At 53.2% G+C, this 25,289-nt stretch carries 30 protein-coding genes; 20 read left to right on the top strand and 10 right to left on the bottom strand.

Translation table 11 applies throughout. The features are described from left to right. Positions 1-114 precede the first annotated feature (114 nt). Entirely contained in the window at positions 115-690 is a 576-nt protein-coding gene (locus BM373_RS11095) for a CGNR zinc finger domain-containing protein (RefSeq protein ID WP_090461495.1), read from the bottom strand. A gap of 92 nt (positions 691-782) precedes the next feature. On the opposite strand from BM373_RS11095, the gene BM373_RS11090 reads away from it, so the two are divergent. The 3 genes from BM373_RS11090 (at position 783) to BM373_RS11080 (ending at position 2,803) form a co-directional block, all read left to right on the top strand. After that, complete coding sequence (locus tag BM373_RS11090; protein WP_090461494.1) at positions 783-1,703, top strand: alpha/beta fold hydrolase; 921 nt, start codon at positions 783-785, stop codon at positions 1,701-1,703. A gap of 3 nt (positions 1,704-1,706) precedes the next feature. After that, positions 1,707-2,099: a VOC family protein gene (locus tag BM373_RS11085; protein ID WP_090461493.1), complete on the top strand. Its 393-nt coding sequence runs from the start codon at positions 1,707-1,709 to the stop codon at positions 2,097-2,099. A 197-nt stretch (positions 2,100-2,296) separates the two neighbouring features. Next, positions 2,297-2,803, top strand: coding sequence for a P-loop nucleotide/nucleoside kinase family protein (locus BM373_RS11080; protein ID WP_090461492.1), 507 nt, complete (start codon positions 2,297-2,299; stop codon positions 2,801-2,803). Positions 2,804-3,149: 346 nt separating this feature from the next. On the opposite strand, the gene BM373_RS11075 is transcribed toward BM373_RS11080, so the two are convergent. After that, on the bottom strand, positions 3,150-3,764 hold the full coding sequence (locus tag BM373_RS11075) for a helix-turn-helix domain-containing protein (protein ID WP_090461491.1): 615 nt from the start codon (positions 3,762-3,764) through the stop codon (positions 3,150-3,152). Positions 3,765-4,270: 506 nt separating this feature from the next. After that, a complete protein-coding gene (locus tag BM373_RS11070) occupies positions 4,271-5,047 on the bottom strand; it encodes an alpha/beta fold hydrolase (protein ID WP_090461490.1) in 777 nt (258 codons plus the stop codon). 311 nt (positions 5,048-5,358) lie between these two features. Here BM373_RS11070 and BM373_RS11065 point away from each other — a divergent pair, with 311 nt between their 5' ends. The 7 genes from BM373_RS11065 to BM373_RS11035 all read left to right on the top strand — a co-directional run bounded on the left by BM373_RS11065 (position 5,359) and on the right by BM373_RS11035 (position 10,848). Continuing rightward, positions 5,359-6,135, top strand: coding sequence for an MBL fold metallo-hydrolase (locus BM373_RS11065; protein WP_090461489.1), 777 nt, complete (start codon positions 5,359-5,361; stop codon positions 6,133-6,135). Between the two features lie 99 nt (positions 6,136-6,234). Continuing rightward, complete coding sequence (locus BM373_RS11060; protein ID WP_090461488.1) at positions 6,235-7,194, top strand: GlxA family transcriptional regulator; 960 nt, start codon at positions 6,235-6,237, stop codon at positions 7,192-7,194. 201 nt (positions 7,195-7,395) lie between these two features. Then, the gene (locus BM373_RS11055) at positions 7,396-8,010 is read left to right on the top strand and encodes a hypothetical protein (RefSeq protein WP_090461487.1); all 615 of its coding nucleotides are present in this window, start codon (positions 7,396-7,398) and stop codon (positions 8,008-8,010) included. Between the two features lie 300 nt (positions 8,011-8,310). Next, positions 8,311-8,874 (top strand): histidine phosphatase family protein, encoded by a 564-nt coding sequence (locus tag BM373_RS11050; RefSeq protein WP_143102647.1) that lies wholly within the window; start codon positions 8,311-8,313, stop codon positions 8,872-8,874. Positions 8,875-8,983: 109 nt separating this feature from the next. Continuing rightward, positions 8,984-9,745: a class I SAM-dependent methyltransferase gene (locus tag BM373_RS11045; RefSeq protein WP_090461485.1), complete on the top strand. Its 762-nt coding sequence runs from the start codon at positions 8,984-8,986 to the stop codon at positions 9,743-9,745. A gap of 69 nt (positions 9,746-9,814) precedes the next feature. Then, the gene (locus tag BM373_RS11040; protein WP_090461484.1) at positions 9,815-10,321 is read left to right on the top strand and encodes a GNAT family N-acetyltransferase; all 507 of its coding nucleotides are present in this window, start codon (positions 9,815-9,817) and stop codon (positions 10,319-10,321) included. A gap of 182 nt (positions 10,322-10,503) precedes the next feature. After that, positions 10,504-10,848 carry a cupin domain-containing protein gene (locus BM373_RS11035; protein ID WP_090461483.1) on the top strand — a complete coding sequence of 115 codons (345 nt, stop codon included), beginning with the start codon at positions 10,504-10,506 and terminating at the stop codon, positions 10,846-10,848. 139 nt (positions 10,849-10,987) lie between these two features. Here BM373_RS11035 and BM373_RS11030 read toward each other — a convergent pair whose 3' ends face one another. After that, a complete protein-coding gene (locus tag BM373_RS11030) occupies positions 10,988-11,566 on the bottom strand; it encodes a CoA pyrophosphatase (protein ID WP_090461482.1) in 579 nt (192 codons plus the stop codon). Beyond that, positions 11,553-12,932 carry an aminodeoxychorismate synthase component 1 gene (gene pabB, locus BM373_RS11025; protein ID WP_090461481.1) on the bottom strand — a complete coding sequence of 460 codons (1,380 nt, stop codon included), beginning with the start codon at positions 12,930-12,932 and terminating at the stop codon, positions 11,553-11,555. The genes BM373_RS11030 and pabB overlap by 14 nt, the downstream gene beginning before the upstream one ends. A gap of 79 nt (positions 12,933-13,011) precedes the next feature. Here pabB and BM373_RS11020 point away from each other — a divergent pair, with 79 nt between their 5' ends. Then, entirely contained in the window at positions 13,012-13,194 is a 183-nt protein-coding gene (locus tag BM373_RS11020) for a YoaH family protein (protein ID WP_090461480.1), read from the top strand. 5 nt (positions 13,195-13,199) lie between these two features. Here BM373_RS11020 and BM373_RS11015 read toward each other — a convergent pair whose 3' ends face one another. Continuing rightward, positions 13,200-13,544 carry a RidA family protein gene (locus BM373_RS11015; protein ID WP_090461479.1) on the bottom strand — a complete coding sequence of 115 codons (345 nt, stop codon included), beginning with the start codon at positions 13,542-13,544 and terminating at the stop codon, positions 13,200-13,202. A gap of 123 nt (positions 13,545-13,667) precedes the next feature. On the opposite strand from BM373_RS11015, the gene BM373_RS11010 reads away from it, so the two are divergent. From BM373_RS11010 to rnd, 5 genes are all read left to right on the top strand, one after another. Next, complete coding sequence (locus BM373_RS11010; RefSeq protein WP_090461478.1) at positions 13,668-15,593, top strand: DNA repair helicase YoaA; 1,926 nt, start codon at positions 13,668-13,670, stop codon at positions 15,591-15,593. A gap of 67 nt (positions 15,594-15,660) precedes the next feature. Then, entirely contained in the window at positions 15,661-16,356 is a 696-nt protein-coding gene (tsaB, locus tag BM373_RS11005) for a tRNA (adenosine(37)-N6)-threonylcarbamoyltransferase complex dimerization subunit type 1 TsaB (RefSeq protein WP_090461477.1), read from the top strand. A 36-nt stretch (positions 16,357-16,392) separates the two neighbouring features. Then, positions 16,393-16,983: a Slp family lipoprotein gene (locus BM373_RS11000; RefSeq protein ID WP_090461476.1), complete on the top strand. Its 591-nt coding sequence runs from the start codon at positions 16,393-16,395 to the stop codon at positions 16,981-16,983. Between the two features lie 205 nt (positions 16,984-17,188). After that, entirely contained in the window at positions 17,189-18,874 is a 1,686-nt protein-coding gene (gene fadD / locus BM373_RS10990; protein WP_143102654.1) for a long-chain-fatty-acid--CoA ligase FadD, read from the top strand. Positions 18,875-18,943: 69 nt separating this feature from the next. Then, complete coding sequence (rnd, locus tag BM373_RS10985) at positions 18,944-20,071, top strand: ribonuclease D (RefSeq protein ID WP_090461616.1); 1,128 nt, start codon at positions 18,944-18,946, stop codon at positions 20,069-20,071. A gap of 111 nt (positions 20,072-20,182) precedes the next feature. Here the strand turns inward: rnd and minE are convergent, their stop codons facing one another. From minE to minC, 3 genes are read right to left on the bottom strand one after another with little or no spacing between them, the layout of a single operon-like run. Beyond that, positions 20,183-20,449, bottom strand: a complete 267-nt coding sequence (gene minE / locus BM373_RS10980) for a cell division topological specificity factor MinE (protein ID WP_090461474.1) — start codon at positions 20,447-20,449, stop codon at positions 20,183-20,185. Between the two features lie 3 nt (positions 20,450-20,452). Then, complete coding sequence (gene minD / locus BM373_RS10975) at positions 20,453-21,265, bottom strand: septum site-determining protein MinD (RefSeq protein ID WP_090461473.1); 813 nt, start codon at positions 21,263-21,265, stop codon at positions 20,453-20,455. A gap of 22 nt (positions 21,266-21,287) precedes the next feature. Then, positions 21,288-21,989, bottom strand: coding sequence for a septum site-determining protein MinC (minC, locus tag BM373_RS10970; protein WP_090461472.1), 702 nt, complete (start codon positions 21,987-21,989; stop codon positions 21,288-21,290). A 121-nt stretch (positions 21,990-22,110) separates the two neighbouring features. Between minC and BM373_RS10965 the strand changes: the two genes are divergently transcribed. The 4 genes from BM373_RS10965 (at position 22,111) to BM373_RS10950 (ending at position 24,376) form a co-directional block, all read left to right on the top strand. Then, on the top strand, positions 22,111-22,386 hold the full coding sequence (locus BM373_RS10965) for a YcgL domain-containing protein (protein WP_143102653.1): 276 nt from the start codon (positions 22,111-22,113) through the stop codon (positions 22,384-22,386). A 120-nt stretch (positions 22,387-22,506) separates the two neighbouring features. After that, on the top strand, positions 22,507-23,166 hold the full coding sequence (locus tag BM373_RS10960) for a fumarylacetoacetate hydrolase family protein (RefSeq protein ID WP_090461470.1): 660 nt from the start codon (positions 22,507-22,509) through the stop codon (positions 23,164-23,166). Positions 23,167-23,260: 94 nt separating this feature from the next. Further along, the gene (locus BM373_RS10955; protein ID WP_090461469.1) at positions 23,261-23,707 is read left to right on the top strand and encodes a YcgN family cysteine cluster protein; all 447 of its coding nucleotides are present in this window, start codon (positions 23,261-23,263) and stop codon (positions 23,705-23,707) included. A 222-nt stretch (positions 23,708-23,929) separates the two neighbouring features. Next, positions 23,930-24,376 carry a hypothetical protein gene (locus tag BM373_RS10950; RefSeq protein ID WP_090461468.1) on the top strand — a complete coding sequence of 149 codons (447 nt, stop codon included), beginning with the start codon at positions 23,930-23,932 and terminating at the stop codon, positions 24,374-24,376. Positions 24,377-24,453: 77 nt separating this feature from the next. Here BM373_RS10950 and dsbB read toward each other — a convergent pair whose 3' ends face one another. Beyond that, complete coding sequence (dsbB, locus tag BM373_RS10945) at positions 24,454-24,984, bottom strand: disulfide bond formation protein DsbB (RefSeq protein WP_090461467.1); 531 nt, start codon at positions 24,982-24,984, stop codon at positions 24,454-24,456. Positions 24,985-25,289 lie beyond the last annotated feature (305 nt).

Raw genomic sequence — 25,289 nt, 5'->3', positions numbered from 1 at the left:
GGGTATCAGATCGGGGAGGGATATATAAATTCTAAAAACAGGGCAGCTTTAAGCGGCGCATTCTGTTGATGGCGCTAACGTCAAAGCCGCACTTTTATGGATGCGGCCTGATTGCTACGAACCTTTCCTGTTACGGAAAGCCGCGACTTTCATGCGATTACCGCAGGTCGCCATGCTACACCAGCGACGGCGATGGGATTTGCTCAAATCGTGAAAAAGTAAAATACAGTTATGGGCTTCACATTGGCGCACGTATTCGAATTTCTCATCCGTGACGAGTTTTACAAGCGCGTCAGCAACGGGCCAGAGAAGCCCTGCGGGGCTGTCAGCACCTGAACGCACATCCACACGATAACGCTGCGCATCCTGATCCCATGTCAGTCGTGTCTCAGGCCGTCCTCTTTCAAGAATTCTGTTAATCACCGTCAGGTCTGCCTCGCTGGACTTCATCGCGGCATGGACGACTGCCCGGGCGGCATCGCGGAACTGGCGCGCCTCCGCCAGTAATTCAGGCGGAGCCTCAACGCCTTCCGGCACCACGCCTGCCGTCTCCAGCCAGGCGATCACGCTTCGATCGTCATCAAAGCAATCATGCCGGTCGTCACCGACCCCGTACTCAGTGTTAATGAAGTCCAGCGCGAGGTTATCGGCCAGGAAGAGCGGCGGAGAAGAAAATTTTTTGATTTCCATAGGCACCTGTAACCCATTAAATAATTTTGACAGGTTACCAGAATTGTGTGTAACCTTCAATTGCGCACTTTAACGGTTACAAGAGGTTTGCTATGACGTCTTCTCATTTCGGATCATCACCTGCCACGGCCGCCGCACAGATTCACTACCGCTATCAACAGGCGGGCGACGTTAACGTTTTTTACCGTGAGGCCGGCGATCCGGCATCGCCAGTCCTGCTGATGCTGCACGGTTTCGCGGGCTCATCGTTTATGTTCCGTGACCTTATCGCCCAACTGGCAGATCGTTATCATCTGATAGCACCAGATTTGCCGGCCTTTGGTTTTACTGAGGCACCCGATCGGGGCGACTATGCGTATACCTTTGACCAGCTTGCGAAAACCATTGAGCAGTTCACTGAAGCGCTCGGCCTCGACGCCTATGCCCTGATGGTTCACGACTACGGGGCTCCCGTTGGATGGCGTCTTGCGCTGGCGCATCCGCAGCGGATCACCGCCATCATTTCCCAGAATGGCAATGCATACGAAGAGGGGCTGGGAGAGGCGTGGGCACCCATCCAGAAATACTGGGCCGACCCGACCCCCGAAAACCGGAGCGCGCTGAGTGATTTTCCGACCCCGGCGTCAATCAAGTGGCAGTATCTGGAAGGTGTCAGCGATCCGAGTCTGGTTTCCCCGGACGGCTATTCACTTGAAGGGATGCAGGTATTGCGACCGGGCAATGCAGAGATCCAGCTTGACCTGCTGTTGAATTACGCCTCGAACGTGAAGATGTACCCTCAGTTCCAGCAATATTTCAGGGAATATCAGCCACCGTTGCTGGCGGTATGGGGAAAACATGACCCGTTTTTCATGGCCGCAGGTGCCGAAGCCTGGAAGCGTGATATCCCGAAAGCTCAGATAAACTTCTACGACACCGGCCACTTCGCGCTTGAAACGCATGCGAAAGAGATAGGGGATGATGTTCGTGAATTTCTTGATCGTCATATCCGTGACGCGGAAAGGAGGGTTTAAACAATGTCAGTGACGCATGGTGTACAACATATTGGCCTGGCCGTATCACATCTTGAAGAGAGCGCAGCGTTCTTCACTGAATTACTGGGCTGGCAGGAAGTTAAACGACGCGAAGACTATCCGGCCATCTTTGTGAAAGACGGAGCGCTAACGCTCACGCTCTGGAAAACCCGGACAGAAGAGCCCGTTCAGTTCGATCGCAAAAATAATGTCGGACTCCATCACCTGGCTTTGCGGGTGGAAACCAAAGAGGGCCTGTATCAGCTTCTGGACGTGTTAAAGGCAAATCAGGTTGAAATTGAATTCGAACCCACCTTGATCCGCGAAGGGCCGTCGATGCACATGATGTGCTATGAGCCGAGTGGGATACGCATTGAATTCAATTACCCGGGTTGAGGAATGTTTGCCGCCTGAAAAGTAAAAAACAGCTGATTTTTCAGCCATCAGCTGTTAGCCTGGAAAAATGAAACCAACAGGCTCAGTGCAATTTCATCCATTCATTATCATCACCTCTGATTTTCAGGTGGGATAATGTTCGTCCTTTCCCGCCGGTAAGGCGGGCCTTACCGGTAATAAACCCGTGAGGTAAAAAAATGGACTTCGATACAGCAGCAACGCCAGCAAAACCTACTTTGCATCTTTTATGTGGAAAAATTGCCTCAGGTAAGTCCACGTTATCAGCGAAATTAGGTGCCTCACCGGGCTGCGTAATTGTTAGTGAGGACCACTGGCTGGCGTCGCTCTATGCAGATGAAATGCAATCAGTAGCGGATTATGTTCAGTATTCCTCAAGGCTCAGAAGCGCTATGAAGCCCCACCTGGTGGCACTACTCAACGCGGGTTTATCCGTTGTCCTGGACTTCCCGGCAAACACACGGAAACAGCGTGAATGGATGATGGGTATCATTAAGGAATCTGGTGCTGATAATCGTCTGCATTATTTGAAGGTGTCTGATGAAGTCTGTAGAGCCCGGCTGCACGCCCGTAACGCAGAGGGTACGCACGACTTTGCAGCTACAGATCAACAGTTCGATATCATAACGAGTTATTTCTCAGAACCCACGGTTGACGAAGGGTTTAATATTATTGAACACCTCTGAATGCATCATCTGCATATAAGCCGCCATTGAGCGGCTTTTTTCTTGCCCGAGAATTATGGCACTACAGACAACATCCGCTCCTGGCGCAGAGCGGACAAACTGACTGATCTGAAGGTCAGCTATGAGCGAATAGCTGACATCAAAATCATGATGATGGAGTACATCTGCACATTAAACACAATATCCAGTTGATGCACTCCAGAAGCCGCATGAAAACGAGAAATATCCTGCGCCACGCCTTCTGAGTTAACTTTGACTCTGTATAGATATTCCGTCGTGTCAAAGGCACGACGGTCTACCCAGTGACATAAAAGCGTTGCTGAAATTGAGGTACTTCTCGCTTAAATTATAAGGTGAACGGTTTATCTGAGCCGGGTACGTACGTTGTCACAAACTCTTCTAGCGAAGGGCTAACCGTAATGCCAGACAGTCCTGATCCAGGCTGCAAAGGCACCGGGCTCCAGCCTTCCGCACCATCATCAACCCATTGACGGAAGTCCGACTCACAGCAATAACGAATTATCGTTGGGGTTGATTGCGGATTGATCTCTGGAGTTGTGGCCAGAAACGCGTTCGTGATGCTAATTCTCGAAAAGATATTCTTTTTCAGCACCTCATAACCAGGGCTGGAAAAATACTTCAGTATCAAAGGTAGGAGAACGTCTTCCTCTTCTTCCAAAGGGGTTGTATGGAAGTAATAGCCCTGGGCGTTAAAAATTGAGGTGATTTTCTCGACGAGCGCCATAACATAAGATGGGGAAAGCTGCAGTGCCCAGCAAGCACCAATCATGGCCTCTGCTGACATTGGAGATTGCCCGTTTTCAATCTTGCTCCAGGCGCTGGGTGTTTTTCCAATGGCATTCGCCATATGTCCCTGATGCACGCCTCGTTCATTGCGAACATCTTTCAACACCATTATTATCAATGTGCTGATGCTTGCGTTTTTTGAGTTGTCGTTCATAAATCGCTCTCAGTTGTTAGTTTGGAAGTATCCTCCCGTGGGGCCGCAATCCCCATGGGAGTCATTAATATGAATACAGGAACAAAAATAGTCAATACAGGAATATCACCTCGTGTTGTCTTGTTTTAGTACAACTCAACCACTTTTTTGACAAACCCGCACCCAGTGCGGTTTAGCGCTATACCAATCCCATAAAAACACTATCAAAAATTTATTGTTTGCCCATTCAAACTGTTGTCAACTGTTGCACATAGCCTCTTTTTAGAGATTCAACGCTAACCGTCCAGTTATGTAAATCAAGCTGGCTAAATGTGCGAGCGTAAGAAAAATCATAAACGGACAGCCTGACAGTTCCGTTCATACCTTATGCAGTGCATGCATATGTCAGAAACGTCCGCTCTTGGCACACAGCGGACGTTGTAGAGTTTCACCTTAACCGCCACCTTTTTTATAAAAAAGCCACCTTATCAGGTGGCCTGGTCAGCGATCCTGCCGGTCAGAAACGGTTATTCAGCAAAACACTTCCTGGCATGCTCTTCCACGAACGCCGTGACGGTTTCCGGCGCTTCCAGCGGTGGGAAGTGGTTTACGCCCTTGAGGATTTTCATTTCTGCGCCGCCGCCCAGCGCCTGTTGCAGCGCAGTTGCAAACGAAAGCGGGTTCGGGACATCCTTTTCTCCCTGCAGAATAAGCGCAGGCGCGGTGATGGCATCATACTGGTCGGCCATTTCATGATTCAGGAACGCGGCGGCATTGGCCTGCATCGCGTGTGCCGGCCATTTGGCCGCCTCTGCGCCGACGCTTTCGGTCACGCCAAAGGGCTGATAAAACGCCACGGCTCCGGAAGGCGTTGCTACCGCCTTGCTAACCATGTCTACAGTCATGCCCGCGTCACGCATCTGCTTACCGTCCACGTAGCAGGCGGTATACACCAGTCCGGCAACCTGTTGCGGATATTTCACCGCAAACGTAGAGATAATATTGCAGCCGATGGAATGGGAAACGAGCACAACCGGGCCGTTAATACCGGCGGCATCTATCACGGCTTTTAAATCCTCAGCGTGGCGGGGAATACTGTAAGCCTCCGGTTGCAGCGGTTTAGCTGAGCGTCCGTAACCACGGCTGTCATAGGCTACCGTGCGGAAATGTTCAGACAGCGCGTCGGTCTGCGCCTGCCAGATATCGCTAATGCCAAAGTACCCGGCGACAAAAACAACCGGCAGGCCCTGGCCCTTTGCGTCATAGTAAATTTCAATGCCGTCGTCAGTGATCGCGTAAGACATTCTTCATTCCTCATGTGTTAACAGGCAGAAAAGTATAAAGAGCGTCAGGCGACCCTCGTGAGAGGCAAAAAAGTCAAAATGCGATGGTTTCGGGTCAAATCGCAATTCCTGAAGCGTGAAGTGAAAGGCCGGATGATGGCTTGTACGGTTTTTCATGCGGTTGAGCCAGAGATACCGCGCTGGCGTTAATCTTTGACCCAATTCCATCGAATAATGACCTGCGTGCAACTCACGCCCGTTCCACAGCCTTTTTTATACTGCGTGCTCAATGCACAGACCGCATGGCTGCGGTTCTTCTGACGGAGTAAAAAATGCAACTGACTCAAATTCGTAACGCCACGCTGAAGCTCGACTATGCCGGGGTTCGCTTCCTCATCGATCCGATGCTGTCTGAAAAGGACGCCTGGCCTGGCTTTTCCGGCACCGCGCGCGCTCATCTGCGCAATCCCATGGTCTCGCTGCCGGTTTCCGTTGACGCGTTGCTGGATGTGGACGTCATTATTGTGACACACACGCATCAGGATCACTGGGACGAAGCGGCGCAGCAGCTCATCCCGAAAGATCGGCTGATTTACACCCAGAATGAGAGCGATGCCTCGCTGCTCCGCTCGCAGGGCTTTACGGCGGTCAATGTCCTGGCTGACACCAACGTTATTGCGGGTATCAATGTCGCAAAAACCGACGGCCAGCACGGGAGCGACGAAGCCTACGCCATTCCTGAGGTTGCCGAACGCCTCGGCGACGCATGTGGCCTGGTCTTTTCGCGGGAAGGTGAAAAAACGCTGTACGTAGCCGGTGACACCATCTGGGTCGCGCCGTACGCGGAGAACCTTGAAAAATACGTCCCTGACGTTGTGGTACTGAACATGGGCCTGGCGACGGTAGACGGAATTGGTGCCATCATCATGGGTAAACAGGATGCGCTGCGCACGCTTGAAGTGCTGCCGTCTGCCACCGTGGTGGCATCGCATATGGAAGCGGTTAACCACTGTCTGCTGAGCCGGGATGAGTTGCGTGCCTTCACCGCAGAAAACGGCATTCAGGACAGGGTGCTGGTGCCGGAAGATGGTGAGACGCTGAATTTCTGACGTGAACATGCGGCCAGGTGGCAGGGATCTTTCTGCCGCCTGGCTGGATGCGAATATTCAGGTTAAACATAAAGTTTCAATCAGTAAGGGTACAGGATCATGTCCGCTCTGCACGTTGTCGTTATCGCCACGCCGGGTTTCAGCCCGTTTCACTTTTCCGTCCCGTCCATGGTCTTCGACAAGGCGATGCCGGAGCGGGGGCTGTTCAGCGTCGATATCTGTGCGGAGCAGCCCGGCACCGTGGAGTCCGATATCGGCGTTTCCATCAACGTGGAGCACGGTCTTGAGCGGCTTGATACGGCGGACATCATCATTGTGCCGTTCTGGGAGCATCCCGAAACGCAGCCCGCAACGGCGCTATTGGACGCATTGCGCAGCGCCTGGCAGCGCGGGGCGGAAGTGGTGGGGCTGTGCCTCGGGGCCTACGTGCTCGCCTACGCCGGACTGCTGAACAACCGCAGGGCCTCCACGCACTGGGAGTTTGAGCGGGATTTCGCCGCGCGCTTCCCGGCGGTACGGCTTGACAGTAACGCGCTGTATACCAGCGACGAGCGCCTTATTACCTCAGCGGGGACGGCGGCGGGCATCGACTGCTGCCTGAATATCGTTCGTGAACATTACGGAACCGCGCTTGCCAACCGTGTGGCCCGCCGGATGGTGATCCCCCCGTACCGTGAAGGAGGGCAGGCGCAGTTTATTGAGCACGCGGTGCCGGAGACGACGCGCGACGAGCAGATAAATGACCTGATCGACTACCTGCGTCGCAACCTGGATAAACGGCACGATATTGACTCCATCGCCAGCTTTTCCGGTATGAGCCGCCGCACGCTGACCCGACACTTCATCAAGGCAACCGGTATGACGGTGGGTGACTGGCTGAGTGCCCAGCGCCTGCAACGCAGCCAGGAGTTGCTGGAAACCACAGACCACAGCATTGAAACCGTGTCGTCGCTGGCGGGCTACCAGTCGCCGGTCTCGTTCCGGCAGAGCTTCAAGGCGCGTTTTAATGTCAGCCCCAGCGAGTGGCGCAAAACCTTTCGTGGCCCCGGCCTGATTTAGGCTGAACCGGGCAGGCATAAAACGTACGCCAGTGCAGGTGTCTGTCCCCTCGGGCTCTCAACAAAATCATATTCTTATGCGATCGTTTTCATACAAACACCCATATATGTTAACTTATTTAACATTGCATCAAATTGTGAACGGGTTCTCACGCGTTTGATGCAGTTGGTGAATGTTGAAATCAATCTCAAAGGAAAGAAGATGAAAAAAAATTTATTCGCACTGGCTCCCGCGATCTTAATGACACTGCCCTGTTTTGTTCCGTCTGCCTATTCAGCACCCGCCGTTCGTCCGGTTGATGTTAAACCTTTCGATGTCGGCGGCGTGAAGACAGGAATGAGTGTTGAAGAAGCCCGGACGGCAATGCAAAAAAATTTCGGTGTTTCAGCAGATAAAATCAGAGCTTCTGAGTCCATGGAAAATCAGTACGCTACGCTTATTTATGGTAGTCCGCAGATTCAGAACCTTGTATATGAAAACAATGGAACCCGTATGCAGGTGAGTTTTGAACCGCGTATTCCCCGTGACAACGCTAATCCCATGGCGGCATCCATAATCACCTATGAGATCCCATGGACGAAAGCAAATGAAACCTCGATGAAAGAAGCCGCAATCAAAAAATATGGACCGATCTCAAGCGGTGGAATGAATCCAGTATGGTGCAATAAACCGTTGCCTACGTCAGGTATGGGATGTGAATCCGATTCAGCCCAACTGACTGTTGGCGGTACAAAGGTGAGATTATTTGATCCTGCTTGGGGAAACGCTTCGCGCGAATATATGGATCAGCAAAAGGCGACTAAACCACAGTTTTAGCTTCGACAAACAATTTCATCTCCCGTGTCAGACAACTGGCGCGGGAGATGAAGTTGAAGTAAATGCATGCAACGTCCGCTTCTGGCACAGAGCGGACAAAATGATTAAGTAGAAGCCCGCTATGAGCGAGAAGCGGACGTTTTTGCTGTTTCGGTGATTTAATCGGTTTCTGTTAGCCTCATTTCTTTTCTGACAAGGTCTTTCAACCAGTTCGTGCAACCCTAAATATGGTTGTAGTGCTCTCTGTCTTTATCGCGTTAATCTGACCGTATCTAAAAGACCACAAACAACAAACTCTGTATGGAAATTATTTTAATGCGTCATGGAAAGCCTGCTTTAAAAGGCTATTCGAGAGTAACGAGCCGTGAAATGACCAACTGGATAGCAGAATATGATCTATCTGATACAGGAAGCGATATTCCACCTGATTCCAGTAAATTATTAGCATCCAGCGCATTACAAATCATCAGCAGTCCGCTTCCGAGAGCGCTTTCTTCTTTAAAAGCATTGGGTTGCGAGCCGGACGTCATTGATGAGGTCTTCAGAGAAGCTGGCCTGCCGATATTTCACATACCCGGTTTAAGGTTATCCTCAACCCTCTGGGCTGCTTTTTTCCGCGTCATGTGGCTATGCGGCTTATCCCATAATGTGGAGCGCCTGGGAATAGCAAAACAACGTGCTGTTCAGGCTGCGAATATACTCGTAACCTTTGCAAAAATATCAAACGGCCCCGTGCTGCTTATGGGGCATGGGGTGATGAATCGGCTAATTGCAAGGGAACTCAGGTCCCTAGGTTTGAAGGAGTATCGTTGTCAGGGGAATGGCTACTGGAACGCGAGGATCTACCGTCAAAATCTTGATTAGACGTCTAATGTCTCCAGACACCTGAGATGAGCAGGTCCGCTTCTGGTACAGAGCGGACAAACTGATATCGAAGAGGCGAAGGCCGACATATTAAAGGGGGAGCAGCGCAATGACGAACATTAAACATGATGAAGCAAACTGGTTCTCGCAGGGAGGGCAAAAGTATTCGCAATATCGTCCGGAATACCCGCCTGAGCTCGCCAGATTTCTTGCGGGAATTTCTCCGCGTACGCATAAAGCACTGGATGTTGGCTGCGGTACTGGACAGTTGACCCGTACTCTGTCGGCCTATTTCGCATCCGTAACCGGCGTCGACCCAAGCGAGGACCAGTTAAAAAACGCCTTCCCGGTGCCCGGAATTACTTACATCCACTCTGCTGCTGAGAGCCTGCCCGGTAACTTGTGTGATTATGATCTGATCACGGTTGCCCAGGCCGCACACTGGTTCCATCTGGAGGAATTCTATCGCGAAGTCCGACGGGTGGCCTCGTCTGACGCTGTCATCGCATTGATAAGTTACGGTGTACTGAATATTGAGGGAGAGGTGGGTGCACGCTTCGAAAAATTGTATTACGAGGAAATCGCTCATCTCTGGCCTCCTGAACGAAAGCTCGTTGATTCAGGTTACAGGGAGCTTTCCTTTCCATTTCAGGAGTTAGATGTTCCCGATTTAAAAATTGAAGCCGAATGGAATTTACAGGCTCTGCTGGGTTACATCTCGACATGGTCTGCTGTCCGGCAGGCTCAGCAGAAAGGACAGGAATATCTTTTCGCGCGCTTTGCTGATGAACTGGCCATGATGTGGGGCGACCCTGAAAGCTGTAGAAAAATGTCGTGGCCACTCAATATCCGTATCGGGAAAGTGAAGTAGCCGGTACGGCATAGATACTGACGAAGGGCGGATTACAGTGCCTTTATCAAGTTCAACGGGAAACTTGCCATGCAAAACTTTGCGGACGTTGTCTCTTTTCGCTATGCGAATGAAGCCGATCTGAGCACGCTAATAAGCCTGCTTTATGACGACGATTTGGGCTCTGCTCGCGAGTCTACAGATCCAAAAATGTACGACGCCTATAGGACTGCTTTTCAACGCATTCAGGCCAGCCCGGATAATTACATCATCCTTGCAGAAGCTGATGAAGAAATTATTGGCATGCTCCAGTTAACGCTGCTGCCGGGTCTGACCCACAGCGGGAGCCTCAGAGGGCAGATAGAAGGTGTGCGGGTCAAAAAAGGGTTTCGGGCAAAAGGCATTGGCCGAAAGCTGTTTCGTTTTGCTATTGAATCTGCTGAGCGCGCCGGCTGCAATATTATTCAGCTTACGACAGATCGCAAACGACCTGATGCCATCGCATTTTACACCTCCCTGGGATTCAGAGATTCACATCTCGGCATGAAGTTAATGCTCGAACGACCTGCACCAACGGGAGGCAAACCGCACAGATAGACCCGGTAACGGGAGAAGTTCTTACAGATGCAAATTGCGGCAACATATCCTCCTTCTCCTGGCAAGCTATTCTACCAATGCAGTCAACTCTAAATGTGGTGGTAGTGGCCCCTGCCTTATCACGTTAGTCTGCCTGTCTCTAAAGGGCCACAAACAAGAAACGCTTCCACAGGAGAAGGACGATGATTTCAAAAGAGAATGCCGAACATTATATCTGGGGTGATGATTGCGATGGTTGGTATCTGCTAAACCGGCAGGACATGCTAATTATTCATGAAAAAATGCCACCAGGTACGCACGAAAAGCGGCACTTCCACTCTATTTCCAGACAGTTTTTTTATGTTCTTGAGGGGAGCCTGACCATGGAACTGGAAGGGGTTAAGCATGAAATCAACGCCCGGCAGGGACTTGAAATCCCCCCTGAGGCAAAGCATCAAGCCAGGAATGACAGCGAATTACCCGTAGAATTTATTGTCATCTCTCATCCGACAACCCGGGGCGATCGCACAGATCCCTCATCCTGTTAATAACGCTTTTTCCGACAGCAGCTTTGACTATTGGCAAAAAGAAATTTGCTTCGTATACGGATGTCAGCAATGTCCGCTTCTGGCACTACCCAGTGATTGCACATAATAACTAAACGAAGCCAATACTATGCCGGGCCATTCAGGGCTTAAATCCAATCTGTAACGCCAGTTCGCGGATGATCCCCGCCGTCATACCCCAGACAAAATAGTGCTGATACCACGACAACCATACCCGGTGGTCGTTACCCCGGCGGTGGATATCTAAAGGATGATAGCGGCCCAGACGTAATGCTTCCGCCAGCGGCATTTCAAACACGGCGGCCACTTCGTCCTCGCTGGCGTGATAGGGCAAATCCGGCGGAATAATGCCAACCACGGGGGTGACCTGGAATCCGGTAACGCTGTCGACAGGCGGCAGAACACCAATGACCTCGACTTTTTCCGGTGGGATCGCCACCTCTTCTTCGGCTTCGCGCAGCGCGGCGGCAATCAGCGAAGCATCGGTGGCATCCACCGCGCCGCCCGGAAAGGCCACCTGGCCTGCATGTTTACGCAAACGGGCAGATCGCTGGGTGAGCAGCAGTCCGGGCTGTTCACGGCGCACCACCGGGATCAGAACGGCGGCCTGGCGGCTGTTGAGCGTGGTGGGGCTGACCTGCGGGCGCAGCAGTTGAAAACGTGACAGAAAATCGTCCAGCGTCAAATCATCGTGGTTCAAGGAAGTTCTCCAGTTGGTGCAGGATACGATTAACTTTATCAAAAGTTTCCTGATATTCCGCCTGCTCCTCGCTGTCCGCGACAATCCCGCCGCCTGCCGAACAGTAAAGCTGACCGCCGCAGGCACTCAGCGTGCGGATAGTAATGCTGGTGTCCATATTGCCGCACAGACTCAGATAGCCAATGCTTCCGCACCAGGCATTGCGTCGCTGTGGCTCCAGTTCATCGATGATTTCCATGGCGCGCACTTTGGGCGCACCGGTAATCGACCCGCCGGGAAATGCCGCGCGCAGCACATCGCAGGCGGTTAATGCGGGCGGCAACCGGGCCGTGATGGTGCTGACCAGATGATGTACCGCCGGGAACGGCTCAACGACAAACAGTTCCGGGACGCGCACCGAGCCCGGCACCGCCACGCGCCCCAGATCGTTGCGCATCAAATCAACAATCATCAGATTCTCCGCACGATCTTTTGGCGAGCTGGCAAGCTGTTGCGCCTGCTCCGCATCGGCCTGCGGATCGGCTAAGCGTGGGCGCGTGCCTTTGATCGGGCGCGTCTGGATCGTGCCGCGTTCGATGCGGATAAAGCGTTCCGGCGACAGGCTTAACACCGCGCCATGAGGCAGGCGCAAAAAGGCGCTGAAAGGCGCGCGGTTCATGCGGTTGAGCGCCATGAACGCCTGCCATTCATCACCCTGATAGCCCGCCTGAAAACGCTGAGCGAGGTTAACCTGATAGCAGTCGCCGCTTTGCAGATACGCCTGCACTGCACGGAATTTTTCGCCGTACGCTTCCCGCGTCATATTGGCCTGCCAGCGGGTGCGCAGCGCAAAAGGGGGCAGGGCAGCGGGCTGTTGCGCCAGCAGCCAGGCAAGACGCGCGTTCGCATCGCCATGGCTGACTAACGACACGCGTTCTTTTACGTGATCGACAATCAGCGCCCAGTCATACAGACCCACCGCCATGTCGGGCAGGGTAATATCGGCGCAGGCGACGGACGGTAATCTCTCGAAGCGGCGACCCAGATCGTAACCAAACAGACCCAGCGCACCGCCCTGAAAAGGGAGATCGTCATCGGTCGCCGGGGTGAGGGCGAGAGCGTCCAGTTCGCGCTGCAACAGCGTCAGCGGATCGTCGTCTGAACTGAACTGGCTCTCCGCCCGGCTGATCGTGGTGTGATCACCCTGCGTCACCAGCGTCACACAGGGGCTAGCGACCAGAATATCGAACCGGTTATGCGCGTGTTGCGCGTTGCCGGAATGCAGGAGCATCGCCCACGGCAGGTGGCTCACGGGCGAGAAATAGTGTTCGGCGGCATCACTGCGCCACGGCAGCGTGATTACAGCGGGTGATAACGTCTTCATCAATCCTGACTCTTTACTACCCGGCGCACGGCGAATGGGGTAGCATGATTAATTCGCGCGGACAATTTAGCAGGAGTTAACAATGTTTGCAGGTTTACCTTCGCTCACTCACGAGCAGCAACAACAGGCGGTCGAGCGCATCCAGACGTTAATGTCTGAAGGCATGAGCAGCGGTGAGGCCATCACCCTGGTCGCAGCTGAACTGCGCGCCAGCCATACCGGAGAGCGTATCGTGGCGCGCTTCGAGGATGAAGACGAGGAATAATCGCCTCACACGGCGGCGATAATTTTAATCTCGACTTTATATTGCGGGTTCATCAGTCGGGCCTGCACTGTGCAACGCACCGGCGCGTGACCCGCCACCACCCAGGCATCCCAGGCTTTATTCATCGCGGCGAAATCATCGCCATCCGCCAGAAACACGGTAGCATCAAGTATACGAGCCTTGCTGCTGCCCTGTTTTTCCAGCACCGCATCAATTTGCGCCAGCGTATCCACCGTTTGTTCAAACGCGTCTGCGTCGAGGTTTTCCGGCACGCCGGTGTAATACAGCGTGTGGTTGTGGATCACTACATCTGACCAGCGGTCTGCGGCATCAATTCGCACGATTGTCATCATTCACTCCTGATTTCCCTTTGGCTGGCAAGACTGCCACAGAGTTTTTGGCCTGTCACGTGTTCGGCTGGCTTATGACCGTCTGCCCTGACATAATTACTGGCGATAAAACCAGGGGGTAGTGTGGCGAAGACAAATGAAACGGACGATTTTGCACCCGACGGGCAGTTAGCAAAAGCGATCCCCGGATTTAAGCCGCGAGAGCCGCAGCGTCAGATGGCGCAGGCCGTGGCCGAGTCCATTGAAAAGACACAGCCGCTGGTGGTGGAAGCGGGCACCGGTACCGGGAAAACCTACGCGTACCTGGCACCCGCTTTGCGCGCGGGCAAAAAAGTCATTATCTCCACCGGTTCAAAAGCGCTTCAGGATCAGCTTTACAGCCGCGATCTGCCTACCGTTTCACGCGCCCTGGAATACACCGGCAAGCTGGCGCTGCTCAAGGGCCGCTCTAACTATCTGTGCATTGAGCGTCTGGAACAGCAGGCGCTGGCGGGGGGCGATTTGCCCGTGCAAACCCTGAGCGACGTCATTCTGCTGCGCTCCTGGTCTAACAACACCATTGATGGTGACATCAGCACCTGCGCCAGCGTCGCGGAAGACTCCCAGGCCTGGCCGCTGGTCACCAGCACCAACGATAACTGCCTTGGCAGCGACTGCCCGCAGTACAAAGATTGCTTTGTGGTGAAAGCGCGTAAAAAAGCGATGGATGCCGACGTGGTGGTGGTCAACCATCACCTGTTTCTTGCGGACATGGTGGTAAAAGACAGCGGCTTTGGCGAACTGATCCCGGAGGCAGAAGTGATGATTTTCGACGAAGCGCACCAGCTTCCCGACATCGCCAGCCAGTATTTCGGCCAGTCGCTCTCCAGCCGTCAGCTCGTTGACCTCGCAAAAGATTTCACCATCGCCTATCGCACCGAATTGCGCGACACCCTTCAGCTTCAGAAATGCGCTGACCGGCTGGCGCAAAGCGCGCAGGATTTTCGCCTGCAACTGGGCGAGCCGGGCTATCGCGGAAATCTGCGTGAGTTGCTGGCAGACAAGAACATTCAGCGCGCCTTTTTGCTGCTCGATGACACTCTTGAGCTGTGCTACGACGTGGCGAAGCTCTCCCTTGGCCGTTCAGCGCTCCTCGATGCCGCCTTCGAGCGCGCGACCCTTTACCGCGCTCGCTTAAAACGTTTAAAAGAGATCAACCAGCCGGGCTTCAGCTACTGGTATGAATGCACTTCGCGCAATTTCACCCTGGCGTTAACGCCGCTCAGCGTGGCCGATAAATTCAAAGAGGTGATGGCGCAAAAGCCAGGTAGCTGGGTGTTTACCTCCGCCACGCTGTCGGTTAATGACGATCTGCATCACTTCACCGAGCGTCTGGGTATCGCAGAAGCGCATTCGCTGCTGTTGCCGAGTCCGTTTGATTATGCGCGTCAGGCGCTGCTCTGCGTGCCGCGCAATCTGCCGCAGTCCAATCAACCGGGGGCGGCGCGTCAGCTTGCGGCGATGCTCCGGCCGATGATCGAGGCCAACAATGGTCGCTGTTTTATGCTCTGCACCTCGCACGCCATGATGCGCGAACTGGCAGAACAGTTCCGCGCCACCATGACTCTGCCCGTTCTTTTGCAGGGGGAAACCAGCAAAGGCCAGCTTTTGCAGCAGTTTGTCAGCGCCGGGAATGCGCTGCTGGTGGCGACCAGTAGTTTCTGGGAAGGGGTGGACGTGCGCGGCGATACGCTCTCGCTGGTGATTATCGACAAGCTGCCCTTTACCTCGCCGGAAGACCCGCTCCTGAAAGCGCGAATGGAAGACTGCCGTTTGCGCGGCGGCGATCCCTTTGACGATGTGCAACTGCCGGATGCCGTGATCACCCTGAAACAGGGTGTAGGGCGACTGATTCGTGATATCGACGATCGCGGGGTGCTGGTGATTTGCGATAATCGTCTGGTGATGCGGCCCTACGGCGCGACGTTTCTCGCCAGCCTGCCGCCGACGCCGCGCACAAGGGATATTTCGCGCGCCGTGCGCTTCCTCGCCACCCCGGATACGCAGTAATTCATTGCAGACTGTGGTAATATGCGCGCCATTTTATTGTTCTAAAACCGAGAGCGCGCGAAGACCCATGCGAATTCTGGCCATTGATACTGCAACAGAAGCCTGTTCCGTTGCCCTGCAAAACGAGGGCGCGACTTACGCCCATTTCGAACTGTGCCCCCGCGAACATACACAGCGGATTTTACCCCTCGTCCAACAGACGCTGAGCGAAGCGGGCATCAGCCTGACGGCGCTTGACGCGCTGGCGTACGGGCGCGGGCCCGGCAGTTTTACCGGCGTGCGCATCGGCATTGGTATTGCACAGGGACTGGCACTGGGCGCGGAACTGCCGATGATTGGTGTCTCCACCTTAGCGACTATGGCGCAGGGCGCATTTCGTAAAACCGGCGCGACCCGCGTGCTGGCCGCCATCGACGCCCGCATGGGCGAAGTTTACTGGGGGCAGTACGAGCGCGACGCGCAGGGCATCTGGCACGGCGAAGAGAGTGAAGCCGTGCTGAAGCCGGAAGCGGTGCGTGAGCGCATGGCACAGCTTGAAGGCGAATGGGCTACCGTCGGCACCGGCTGGCAGGCCTGGCCGGATCTGGCGCAAACCGCCAGCCTTACGCTCACCGATGCCGATGTATTACTGCCCGCGGCAGAAGATATGCTTCCGCTGGCCTGTCAAAAGCTGGCCGAAGGGAAAACCGTGGTGGTTGAACAGGCGGAGCCAGTTTATTTGCGTAACGAAGTGGCATGGAAGAAACTTCCGGGCCGCGAGTGAATCTCAGTAAGAGACGCATCTAAAAGGAGTCGCACAATGGCGGTTCAAAGCAAAGTGGTACGCTGGGCACTGGCAGGCATCGTTGCCAGCGCGTTAAGTGGCTGTGTTTCCGTTCCCGAGGCGATCCAGGGCAGCAGTCCGACACCGCAACAGGATCTGGTGCGCGTGATGAATGCGCCCCAGCTCTATATCGGTCAGGAAGCGCGTTTTGGCGGTAAAGTGATTAACGTGCAAAACACGCAGGGCAAAACGCGTCTTGAGATCGCTGCGGTTCCCCTCGACAGCGCGGCCCGTCCGGTTCTGGGCGAACCCTCGCGCGGGCGCATTTACGCTGACGTGAGCGGTTTCCTCGATCCTGTCGATTTCCGTAATCAACTGGTTACGGTTGTCGGGCCGATCACCGGCACGGCAGATGGCAAAGTCGGCGAAACACCGTACAAATACATGGTCATGCAGGTTAACGGCTATAAGCGCTGGCGCATTGCCCAGCAGGTCGTGATGCCACCGCAGCCTATCGATCCGTGGTTATGGGGTCCTGGGCCGCATCCGTGGCGCTATGGTGGTTACGGCGGCATGGGCTGGTATGACCCCGGCCCGGTGCGCGTTCAGACTGTCGTAACAGAGTAACACTCTGTTATTAAAGGAAAAGAAACAGCGGCTCGTCCGCTGTTTCTCTGTTTTCAGTATCATAAGAAAAATAAATAGTGACGCGCTTCGCAACCTGAAATCCGATTAATTAATAAACTGGTACGCTGAGTTAATATAATGTTAACAGCTTGTTTATATTACAGGGGTTGCGATGACGACAAATACTCATTTCAGAGGTGATGCATTGAAGAAGGTTTGGCTTAACCGTTATCCCGCCGATGTGCCAGCAGAGATCAATCCTGACCGCTACCAGTCCCTGGTGGAATTATTTGAACATGCGACGGCGCGCTACGCCGATCAGCCTGCGTTCGTGAACATGGGGGAGGTGATGACCTTCCGCAAACTGGAGGAACGCAGCCGGGCGTTTGCCGCGTATCTCCAGCAGGGGCTTGGCCTGAAAAAGGGCGACCGCGTGGCATTGATGATGCCGAACCTGTTGCAGTATCCGGTCGCGCTGTTCGGCATTTTGCGTGCGGGCATGGTGGTGGTGAACGTGAACCCGCTGTATACCCCGCGCGAACTGGAACACCAGCTTAACGACAGCGGCGCGGCGGCGATTGTTATTGTCTCCAACTTTGCGCACACCCTGGAAAAAGTGGTCGACAAAACCCAGGTCCAGCATGTGATCCTGACGCGGATGGGCGATCAGCTCTCCACCGCCAAAGGCACGCTGGTGAACTTTGTGGTGAAGTACATTAAACGGCTGGTGCCGAAGTATCATCTGCCGGATGCGATTTCATTCCGCCAGGCGCTGCAACACGGCTACCGGATGCAGTACATCAAGCCGGAAATCGTCACTGAGGATCTGGCTTTTCTGCAATATACCGGCGGCACCACCGGCGTGGCGAAAGGGGCCATGCTGACTCACCGCAATATGCTCGCCAATCTCGAACAGGTGAACGCCACCTACGGCCCGCTGCTGCATCGCGGCAAAGAACTGGTGATCACCGCGCTCCCGCTCTATCACATTTTTGCCCTGACCATGAACTGCCTGCTGTTTATTGAGCTTGGCGGGCAGAACGTGCTGATCACCAACCCGCGCGATATTCCGGGGCTGGTGAAAGAGCTGGCGAAATATCCGTTCACCGCCATGACCGGCGTGAACACGCTGTTTAACGCATTGTTAAATAACAAAGAATTCCAGCAGCTTGATTTCTCCACCCTGCACTTATCGGCGGGCGGCGGGATGCCGGTGCAACAGGCTGTGGCGGAGCGCTGGGTGAAACTCACCGGCCAGTATCTGCTTGAAGGTTACGGGCTGACCGAATGCTCACCGCTGGTCAGCGTCAATCCCCATGACATCGATTACCACAGCGGCAGCATTGGCCTGCCGGTGCCGTCTACCGAAGCCAAACTTATCGATGATGAAGGTAACGAAGTCGAGCACGGGCAGCCCGGCGAGCTGTGCGTGAAGGGCCCGCAGGTGATGCTCGGCTACTGGCAGCGTCCTGCTGACACCGATCAGATCATTAAAGATGGCTGGTTGCTGACCGGCGATATCGCGGTGATGGACGATGAAGGCTTCCTGCGCATTGTCGATCGCAAAAAAGACATGATTCTGGTGTCGGGTTTCAACGTCTATCCGAACGAAATCGAAGATGTGGTGATGCAGCATCCGGGCGTGCTCGAAGTCGCTGCCGTCGGCGTTCCGTCCGGCAGTAGCGGCGAAACGGTGAAGATTTTCGTGGTGAAAAAAGACGCCTCGCTCACCGATGAGTCGCTGATCGCCTTCTGCCGCCGCCAGTTGACCGGTTATAAAGTACCGAAACTGGTTGAATTCCGCGATGAACTACCGAAATCCAACGTCGGGAAGATTTTGCGACGAGAATTACGTGACGAAGCGCGCGCCAAAGTAGAGAATAAAGCCTGAGTTACTACTGAGTCGCCTAACGCCGGTTAACCGGCGTTTTTTATGCGCGCAAACCAAAGAGAACCTGATTTGAATTACCACATGATCACGACTAACGACGCGCTGGCTGCTCTCAGTGAAGCCGCGCGCGCTTATCCGGCTATCGCACTCGACACCGAGTTTGTCCGCACCCGTACCTATTACCCGCAACTGGGGCTGATCCAGGTTTTTGACGGCCACCAGGTTTCGCTAATCGATCCGCTGACAATCACCGACTGGACGCCGTTTCGTGAACTGTTGCAGGACACTGCCATCACTAAGTTTTTGCATGCCGGCAGTGAAGATCTGGAAGTGTTCCTCAATGTTTTTGGCGAACTGCCGCAGCCGCTCATCGACACGCAAATTCTGGCCGCGTTCAGCGGACATCCCCAGTCCTGGGGCTTTGCCGCCATGGTCAACGAATATACTGGCCTCACGATTGATAAAAGCGAATCGCGCACCGACTGGCTGGCCCGTCCCCTGACCGAGCGCCAGTGTGACTACGCGGCAGCCGATGTCTGGTACCTGCTGCCGATTGCTAACAAACTGATGGCTGAAACGGAAGCCACAGGCTGGCTGCCCGCCGCGCTGGATGAATGCCGCCTGATGCAACAGCGCCGTCAGGAGATCCTGGCCCCGGAAGAGGCGTGGCGTGATATCAGCAACGCCTGGCAACTGCGACCCCGGCAACTGGCGTGCCTGCAACTGCTGGCCGACTGGCGCTTGCGCAAAGCGCGCGAGCGCGATCTGGCGGTCAACTTTGTGGTACGTGAAGAGAATCTGTGGTCAGTCGCACGCTACATGCCGGGCAGTCTGGGCGAGCTGGACGGCCTGGGCGTCTCGGGCAGCGAGATCCGCTTCCATGGCAAAACTCTGCTGGCGCTGGTAGCGAAAGCACAGGAACTGCCGGAAGAGAGCCTGCCGGAACCGCTGCTTAACCTGATCGACATGCCGGGTTACCGCAAAGCGTTCAAGGCAATTAAGGCGAAAGTGCAGGAAGTCAGCGCCGAAAGCGGCGTTAGTGCAGAATTACTGGCATCACGTCGCCAGATTAATCAGTTGCTAAACTGGCACTGGGATTTAAAACCGCAAAGCACACTGCCGGAATTAATTTCAGGCTGGCGCGGCGAATTGATGGCGGAAAAATTGATGACGCTGTTGCTGGAATATCCACGCTAATTAACGTCAACCCCTGTAATTAATTACAGGGGTCAGGCAACGCAATATAAAAAAGGCAGAAAAAATTCTGCCTTTTTTTACGCTCACTTCATCGCAAAAAGCGGGAAGGGATTATTTGCTCTCTTCCGTTTCTGGTAACGTCACATTAAGTTCCAGAATGGAAATATCACCGTCGCGCTGTTCCAGTTGCACTGAAACCATTTCCGGGTCGATTTGAACATACTTACAAATCACTTCGAGAATGTCTTTTCTTAGCTGCGGTAAATAGTGTGGTTCAGCGTCACTACGGCGGCGCTCAGCCACAATAATCTGTAAGCGTTCTTTCGCAATGTTCGCGGTGCTCTTTTTTCGTGAGAGAAAAAAGTCTAATAAAGCCATAATTTATCCTCCGAACAGGCGCTTGAGGAAACCTTTCTTCTCTTCTTCAATGAAGCGGAAAGGACGATCTTCTCCTAACAGACGTTCCACGGTATCGGCATAGGCCTTGCCCGCATCCGCCGTTGCATCGAGGATCACAGGTTCACCCTGGTTAGACGCACGCAGCACTGACTGATCTTCCGGGATAACCCCCACCAGTTTGATACGCAGGATCTCCAGCACGTCTTCCATGCTCAGCATATCGCCCTTGCTCACGCGACCAGGGTTGTAACGGGTTAACAGCAGGTGCTCTTTAATCGGTTCTTCGCCATTTTCGGCGCGGCGCGATTTAGAGGCCAGAATACCAAGAATACGGTCGGAGTCACGTACTGATGAGACTTCCGGGTTGGTGGTGATAATGGCTTCATCGGCGAAGTACAGCGCCATCAGCGCGCCGGTTTCAATGCCTGCAGGGGAGTCGCAGACGATAAAATCGAAGTCCATTTTTTTCAGATCTTCGAGAACTTTATCCACGCCTTCGCGGGTTAACGCGTCTTTATCGCGCGTCTGGGAGGCGGGCAGAATGAAGAGATTCTCTGTGCGCTTATCTTTGATCAGCGCCTGATTTAATGTGGCATCGCCCTGAATAACGTTAACGAAATCATAAACAACACGGCGCTCGCAGCCCATGATCAAATCCAGGTTACGCAGGCCGATATCAAAATCGATAACAACAGTTTTCTTTCCTTTCTGGGCCAAACCTGTCGCGATGGCCGCGCTGGAGGTGGTCTTGCCCACACCCCCTTTACCCGAAGTAACAACAATAATGCGTGCCATAGGAGTTCCTTGTTATAAGGGCTTAATTCAACGGTTGAACAGCCAAAGCGTTATCTGCCAGGAGCAGACGTGCCGCTTTGCCATAATATTCGGCTGGGATTTGATCGCTCAGCCAGTACTCACCTGCGATAGAAACCAGTTCTGCGGTGAGATGGGTACAAAATATTTGTGATTCTCTGTCTCCGCTGGCACCTGCCAGCGCACGCCCTCGCATCATGCCATAGATGTGGATATTCCCATCGGCAATCAGCTCAGCGCCGGCGCTAACATGGCTTGTGACAATCAAATCACAATTTGGTGCATAAATTCGCTGCCCGGAACGAACCGGTACATCGATTAATCGCGTTTTTGTGACAGGGGCGGCAGTTGGCTCTTCAGCCACTTCTGCGGGAGCGGGAGTCGGACGCGCGGCTTTCTCTTTACCTTCCGTTAAAAGCGGCAGTCCGGCCTGGTCGATTTCAGCTTTTAGCGCCGCATCTTTACAGCCGCTGATACCGATAATGCGTAAGCCTGTGCTGGTGACAGCGTCCGAGAGTGACGCCCAGTCAACGCTGCCTTCGACGCCTGCAACGTTAATCACCACCGGAGCATGTTGTAAAAAAGCGGGAGCCTGAGCAATTTTGTCTCTCAACGCCTGACGAATAACCTCGGGTTTTGCATCATGCAAATGAACCACTGATAAGGTGAAGCTACTGCCTTTTAGCTCTATGGGCGCGTTTGACATCCTGACCTTACTCGATTTGCTATTATCATCCGTACATGGATGATATTCCGAAGACTGTATGGCATGTTATAGTCACTATTATATTGAGGCAAGTGACCTCCCGTTAAATCAGAGTAAAAGTATGCTTTGTGTGATCTATAAAAGTACTAAACGCGATCAGACTTATCTGTACGTTGAAAAAAAAGACGATTTTTCCCGTGTGCCGGAAGCGTTAATGAAGACCTTTGGTCAGCCACAACTGGCGATGATTTTACCGCTTGATGGACGTAAGAAACTGATTAATGCCGATTTGGAAAAAGTAAAAGAGGCACTGACTCAACAGGGTTATTATTTACAGATGCCTCCGCCGCAGGAAGATTTACTCAAAGAGCATCTCGCCACCAGAAATAAACAATAACACTTTCTTATTTCGCAGCGGACGTCTTCCGCTGCATCCCCCAACTTCTCCCCGGCCTTCACATTGACAAACCGCCATCCGGCGCTGATAGTCATTTTCTGCACGCATTGAGGGGGTAACATGTATCAACATCATAACTGGCAGGGCGCGCTGCTGGACTATCCGGTCAGCAAAGTGGTCTGTGTCGGCAGTAATTACGCAAAGCATATTCAGGAAATGGGCAGCGACACGCCGCAGGAGCCGGTCTTATTCATTAAACCGGAAACCGCGCTGTGCGATCTGCGCCAGCCGCTGGTTTTGCCGCAGGGGCTGGGATCGGTGCATCACGAAGTGGAACTGGCGGTACTGATTGGCGCAACGCTGCGCCAGGCCACCGAGGAGCACGTCCAGCGTGCCATTGCCGGCTACGGCGTGGCGCTGGATCTCACGCTGCGTGACGTGCAGGGGCAGTTAAAAAAAGCCGGGCAGCCGTGGGAAAAAGCAAAAGGCTTTGATAATTCCTGTCCGATCTCAGGGTTTATCCCGGTCACTGATTTCCATCACGATCCGCAAAACGTCACCCTCGGTCTGAAAGTTAACGGCGAGGTGCGACAGCAGGGAACGACGGCCGATATGATCCATAAAATTGTGCCCCTCATTGCCTATATGAGCCGTTTCTTTACGCTGCGTGCGGGCGATATCATCCTCACCGGCACGCCGGAGGGAGTAGGGCCGCTACAGAGTGGTGATGTACTGGATGTCGAATTTGACGGACAGGCGCTCAGCACCCGCGTGCTGTAAAGGCCGGTTGCCGTCAGAAATGGCGGCAAAACTTGCATCGCTGTGCAAGACTGGTTATAAGGTGCAGCTTAATTTTTAACTGGCGGAACCGCGCATGACTGACACTCCCTTTTGGAAAAGCAAAACTCTCGACCAAATGACCGACAGCGAGTGGGAGTCTCTCTGTGATGGTTGCGGCCAGTGCTGCCTGCATAAACTGATGGACGAAGACACCGACGAAATCTATTTCACCAACGTCGCCTGCGGTCAGTTGAATATTAAAACCTGCCAGTGTCGTAACTATGAGAACCGCTTCGATTACGAACCGGACTGCATCAAACTGACCCGCGAAAATCTGCCGACCTTCGAATGGCTGCCAGCGACGTGCGCATACCGACTGATAGCAGAAGGGAAGAATTTACCGGTCTGGCATCCGCTGCGTACCGGATCAAAAGCCGCCATGCATGCAGAGCGTATTTCCGTGCGTCATATTGCGGTCAAAGAATCAGAAGTTCGGGACTGGCAGGACCATATTTTAAATAAACCCGAATGGGCAGACTGACATATTCTCTGAATTGCGTTATTTTATCGCGTGCCTGACTTGTAAAAGCAGGCACGTTTTTTTTGAATACGGCAAATCATAACGCCCGTTTATTTACCCGCTTGCATTTCCTGCTTTTCAGACGAGGAATGCAGGGCATGGGGCTGAGCGCTGGACGCGTGCAGTAAACGAAATAACTTATGCTTTTCAGTGAGTTATATAAAACACAGAGGTATGTTTTAAATGGATTTAATCAGTCTTAATCTCAGTAAGTTGCATCCGGCGTTATTCCATGAACACGTAAAATTACTGCGTTCCTGTTCTGTATGGGCGCTTCTTCCCTTTATGGCGGCGGCCTGTGCTTACGGTTATTACTTATATATCGACATGGATTTTACGCGCAGCACGAAAGAAATACTGGTCTGCTCAGCCTGTTCATTATGTGCGGGAATAATGCTATCTATTATTGTTACTAATATATGGCTGACTATTTATAAAGTGGTTTTGCGATTTGGCGATGTTATCATTTACAGCGGTAAAATTATTTACGTGTTATATCAATCGCTGAAAAATCTCTTTCTGGGAGCCGTTATTTTAATAGTAGTGATAGCCATCAGTACTTTTTTTGGCTTTGGCGCGAGCAAAGTATTTAAAACATTAATGGCGGGTGCGCACGAAGCGATTAATTGAAGGGGTAATAGCGCAGGTGTTTTACCGTTTCAGGCAGACTACGCTTGCAGCAGTGTCGTGCAAGCGTAGCCAGAGGATTAGCGGCCAAACAGGTCGCGTTTTTTCGGTTTGAACGGCTGCGCGATCAGCACCAGCACTGCCACGGCGAAGTAGGCGATGAAAATGCCCAACAACCACTGGGGCATTTCAAGCGTCAGGAACGACCACTGGCGCTCGGCGCAATCACCGGAGGCAACAAACACCTGCGGCAGCCATTTATCCAGCGGCAGCCACGTCGGGAATCGGGCGGCAAAATCGCAGGTCATAAACGGGTTAGGGTGCAGCATAATGTTGGTATGCTCCCACGCCAGTTGAATGCCGCGCCAGGCGCTGTACAACCAGATGGCGATAGCCACAAAGCGAAGTGGTGTCTTCGGCGCAACAGCCCCCACAAGGCCCGCACCCATAATGCCGAACAGCGCACATCGCTCATAAATACATAAAACGCACGGCTTAAGTAGCATCACGTGCTGGAACCAAAGCGCTACCATTTCAAGCGCAAACGCCGTCAGTGCCATTAATAGCCAGGCACCACGCCCGTGCGAGCACTTATTTAAAAATCGCAACATAATCATTTCCCTGGGAGATGCGTGGACACCGCAGTGTAAACGAATTCATTTCTCGCGCCAGTATCATTAATGAAAATAATCAGTAAATGGATATTAATCAGGCAAAAAGGCAAATCACGCGTGACAGGCAACCGCATAAGCGCCTGATTTTAGCGTATTCATCACGCCTTTATTATTTCCACCGGCGGGAGATTTCCCAATAACAACGCCTTACAGGATGACGCAGATTTTTATTATGACTTAAGGTTATTTGATGGAGTAATTCACCAAAAAATAGCGTTCAGAAAAATGATAAAAATGAAGCG

Origin of the sequence: Enterobacter sp. kpr-6, assembly GCF_900116015.1 — a bacterium.
Classification (GTDB): domain Bacteria; phylum Pseudomonadota; class Gammaproteobacteria; order Enterobacterales; family Enterobacteriaceae; genus Enterobacter_D.
The sequence above is the reverse complement of the archived record's forward strand: the minus strand, read 5'-3'. Positions and strand labels throughout refer to the sequence as shown.

Excerpts from the sequence above, each read along its gene's own strand:
- BM373_RS11095 (WP_090461495.1), bottom strand. The coding sequence starts at position 690 with ATGGAAATCAAAAAATTTTCTTCTCCGCCGCTCTTCCTGGCCGATAAC.
- BM373_RS11090 (WP_090461494.1), top strand. The coding sequence starts at position 783 with ATGACGTCTTCTCATTTCGGATCATCACCTGCCACGGCCGCCGCACAG.
- BM373_RS11085 (WP_090461493.1), top strand. The coding sequence starts at position 1,707 with ATGTCAGTGACGCATGGTGTACAACATATTGGCCTGGCCGTATCACAT.
- BM373_RS11080 (WP_090461492.1), top strand. The coding sequence starts at position 2,297 with ATGGACTTCGATACAGCAGCAACGCCAGCAAAACCTACTTTGCATCTT.
- BM373_RS11075 (WP_090461491.1), bottom strand. The coding sequence starts at position 3,764 with ATGAACGACAACTCAAAAAACGCAAGCATCAGCACATTGATAATAATG.
- BM373_RS11070 (WP_090461490.1), bottom strand. The coding sequence starts at position 5,047 with ATGTCTTACGCGATCACTGACGACGGCATTGAAATTTACTATGACGCA.
- BM373_RS11065 (WP_090461489.1), top strand. The coding sequence starts at position 5,359 with ATGCAACTGACTCAAATTCGTAACGCCACGCTGAAGCTCGACTATGCC.
- BM373_RS11060 (WP_090461488.1), top strand. The coding sequence starts at position 6,235 with ATGTCCGCTCTGCACGTTGTCGTTATCGCCACGCCGGGTTTCAGCCCG.
- BM373_RS11055 (WP_090461487.1), top strand. The coding sequence starts at position 7,396 with ATGAAAAAAAATTTATTCGCACTGGCTCCCGCGATCTTAATGACACTG.
- BM373_RS11050 (WP_143102647.1), top strand. The coding sequence starts at position 8,311 with ATGGAAATTATTTTAATGCGTCATGGAAAGCCTGCTTTAAAAGGCTAT.
- BM373_RS11045 (WP_090461485.1), top strand. The coding sequence starts at position 8,984 with ATGACGAACATTAAACATGATGAAGCAAACTGGTTCTCGCAGGGAGGG.
- BM373_RS11040 (WP_090461484.1), top strand. The coding sequence starts at position 9,815 with ATGCAAAACTTTGCGGACGTTGTCTCTTTTCGCTATGCGAATGAAGCC.
- BM373_RS11035 (WP_090461483.1), top strand. The coding sequence starts at position 10,504 with ATGATTTCAAAAGAGAATGCCGAACATTATATCTGGGGTGATGATTGC.
- BM373_RS11020 (WP_090461480.1), top strand. The coding sequence starts at position 13,012 with ATGTTTGCAGGTTTACCTTCGCTCACTCACGAGCAGCAACAACAGGCG.
- BM373_RS11015 (WP_090461479.1), bottom strand. The coding sequence starts at position 13,544 with ATGACAATCGTGCGAATTGATGCCGCAGACCGCTGGTCAGATGTAGTG.
- tsaB (WP_090461477.1), top strand. The coding sequence starts at position 15,661 with ATGCGAATTCTGGCCATTGATACTGCAACAGAAGCCTGTTCCGTTGCC.
- BM373_RS11000 (WP_090461476.1), top strand. The coding sequence starts at position 16,393 with ATGGCGGTTCAAAGCAAAGTGGTACGCTGGGCACTGGCAGGCATCGTT.
- minE (WP_090461474.1), bottom strand. The coding sequence starts at position 20,449 with ATGGCTTTATTAGACTTTTTTCTCTCACGAAAAAAGAGCACCGCGAAC.
- minD (WP_090461473.1), bottom strand. The coding sequence starts at position 21,265 with ATGGCACGCATTATTGTTGTTACTTCGGGTAAAGGGGGTGTGGGCAAG.
- minC (WP_090461472.1), bottom strand. The coding sequence starts at position 21,989 with ATGTCAAACGCGCCCATAGAGCTAAAAGGCAGTAGCTTCACCTTATCA.
- BM373_RS10965 (WP_143102653.1), top strand. The coding sequence starts at position 22,111 with ATGCTTTGTGTGATCTATAAAAGTACTAAACGCGATCAGACTTATCTG.
- BM373_RS10960 (WP_090461470.1), top strand. The coding sequence starts at position 22,507 with ATGTATCAACATCATAACTGGCAGGGCGCGCTGCTGGACTATCCGGTC.
- BM373_RS10955 (WP_090461469.1), top strand. The coding sequence starts at position 23,261 with ATGACTGACACTCCCTTTTGGAAAAGCAAAACTCTCGACCAAATGACC.
- BM373_RS10950 (WP_090461468.1), top strand. The coding sequence starts at position 23,930 with ATGGATTTAATCAGTCTTAATCTCAGTAAGTTGCATCCGGCGTTATTC.
- dsbB (WP_090461467.1), bottom strand. The coding sequence starts at position 24,984 with ATGTTGCGATTTTTAAATAAGTGCTCGCACGGGCGTGGTGCCTGGCTA.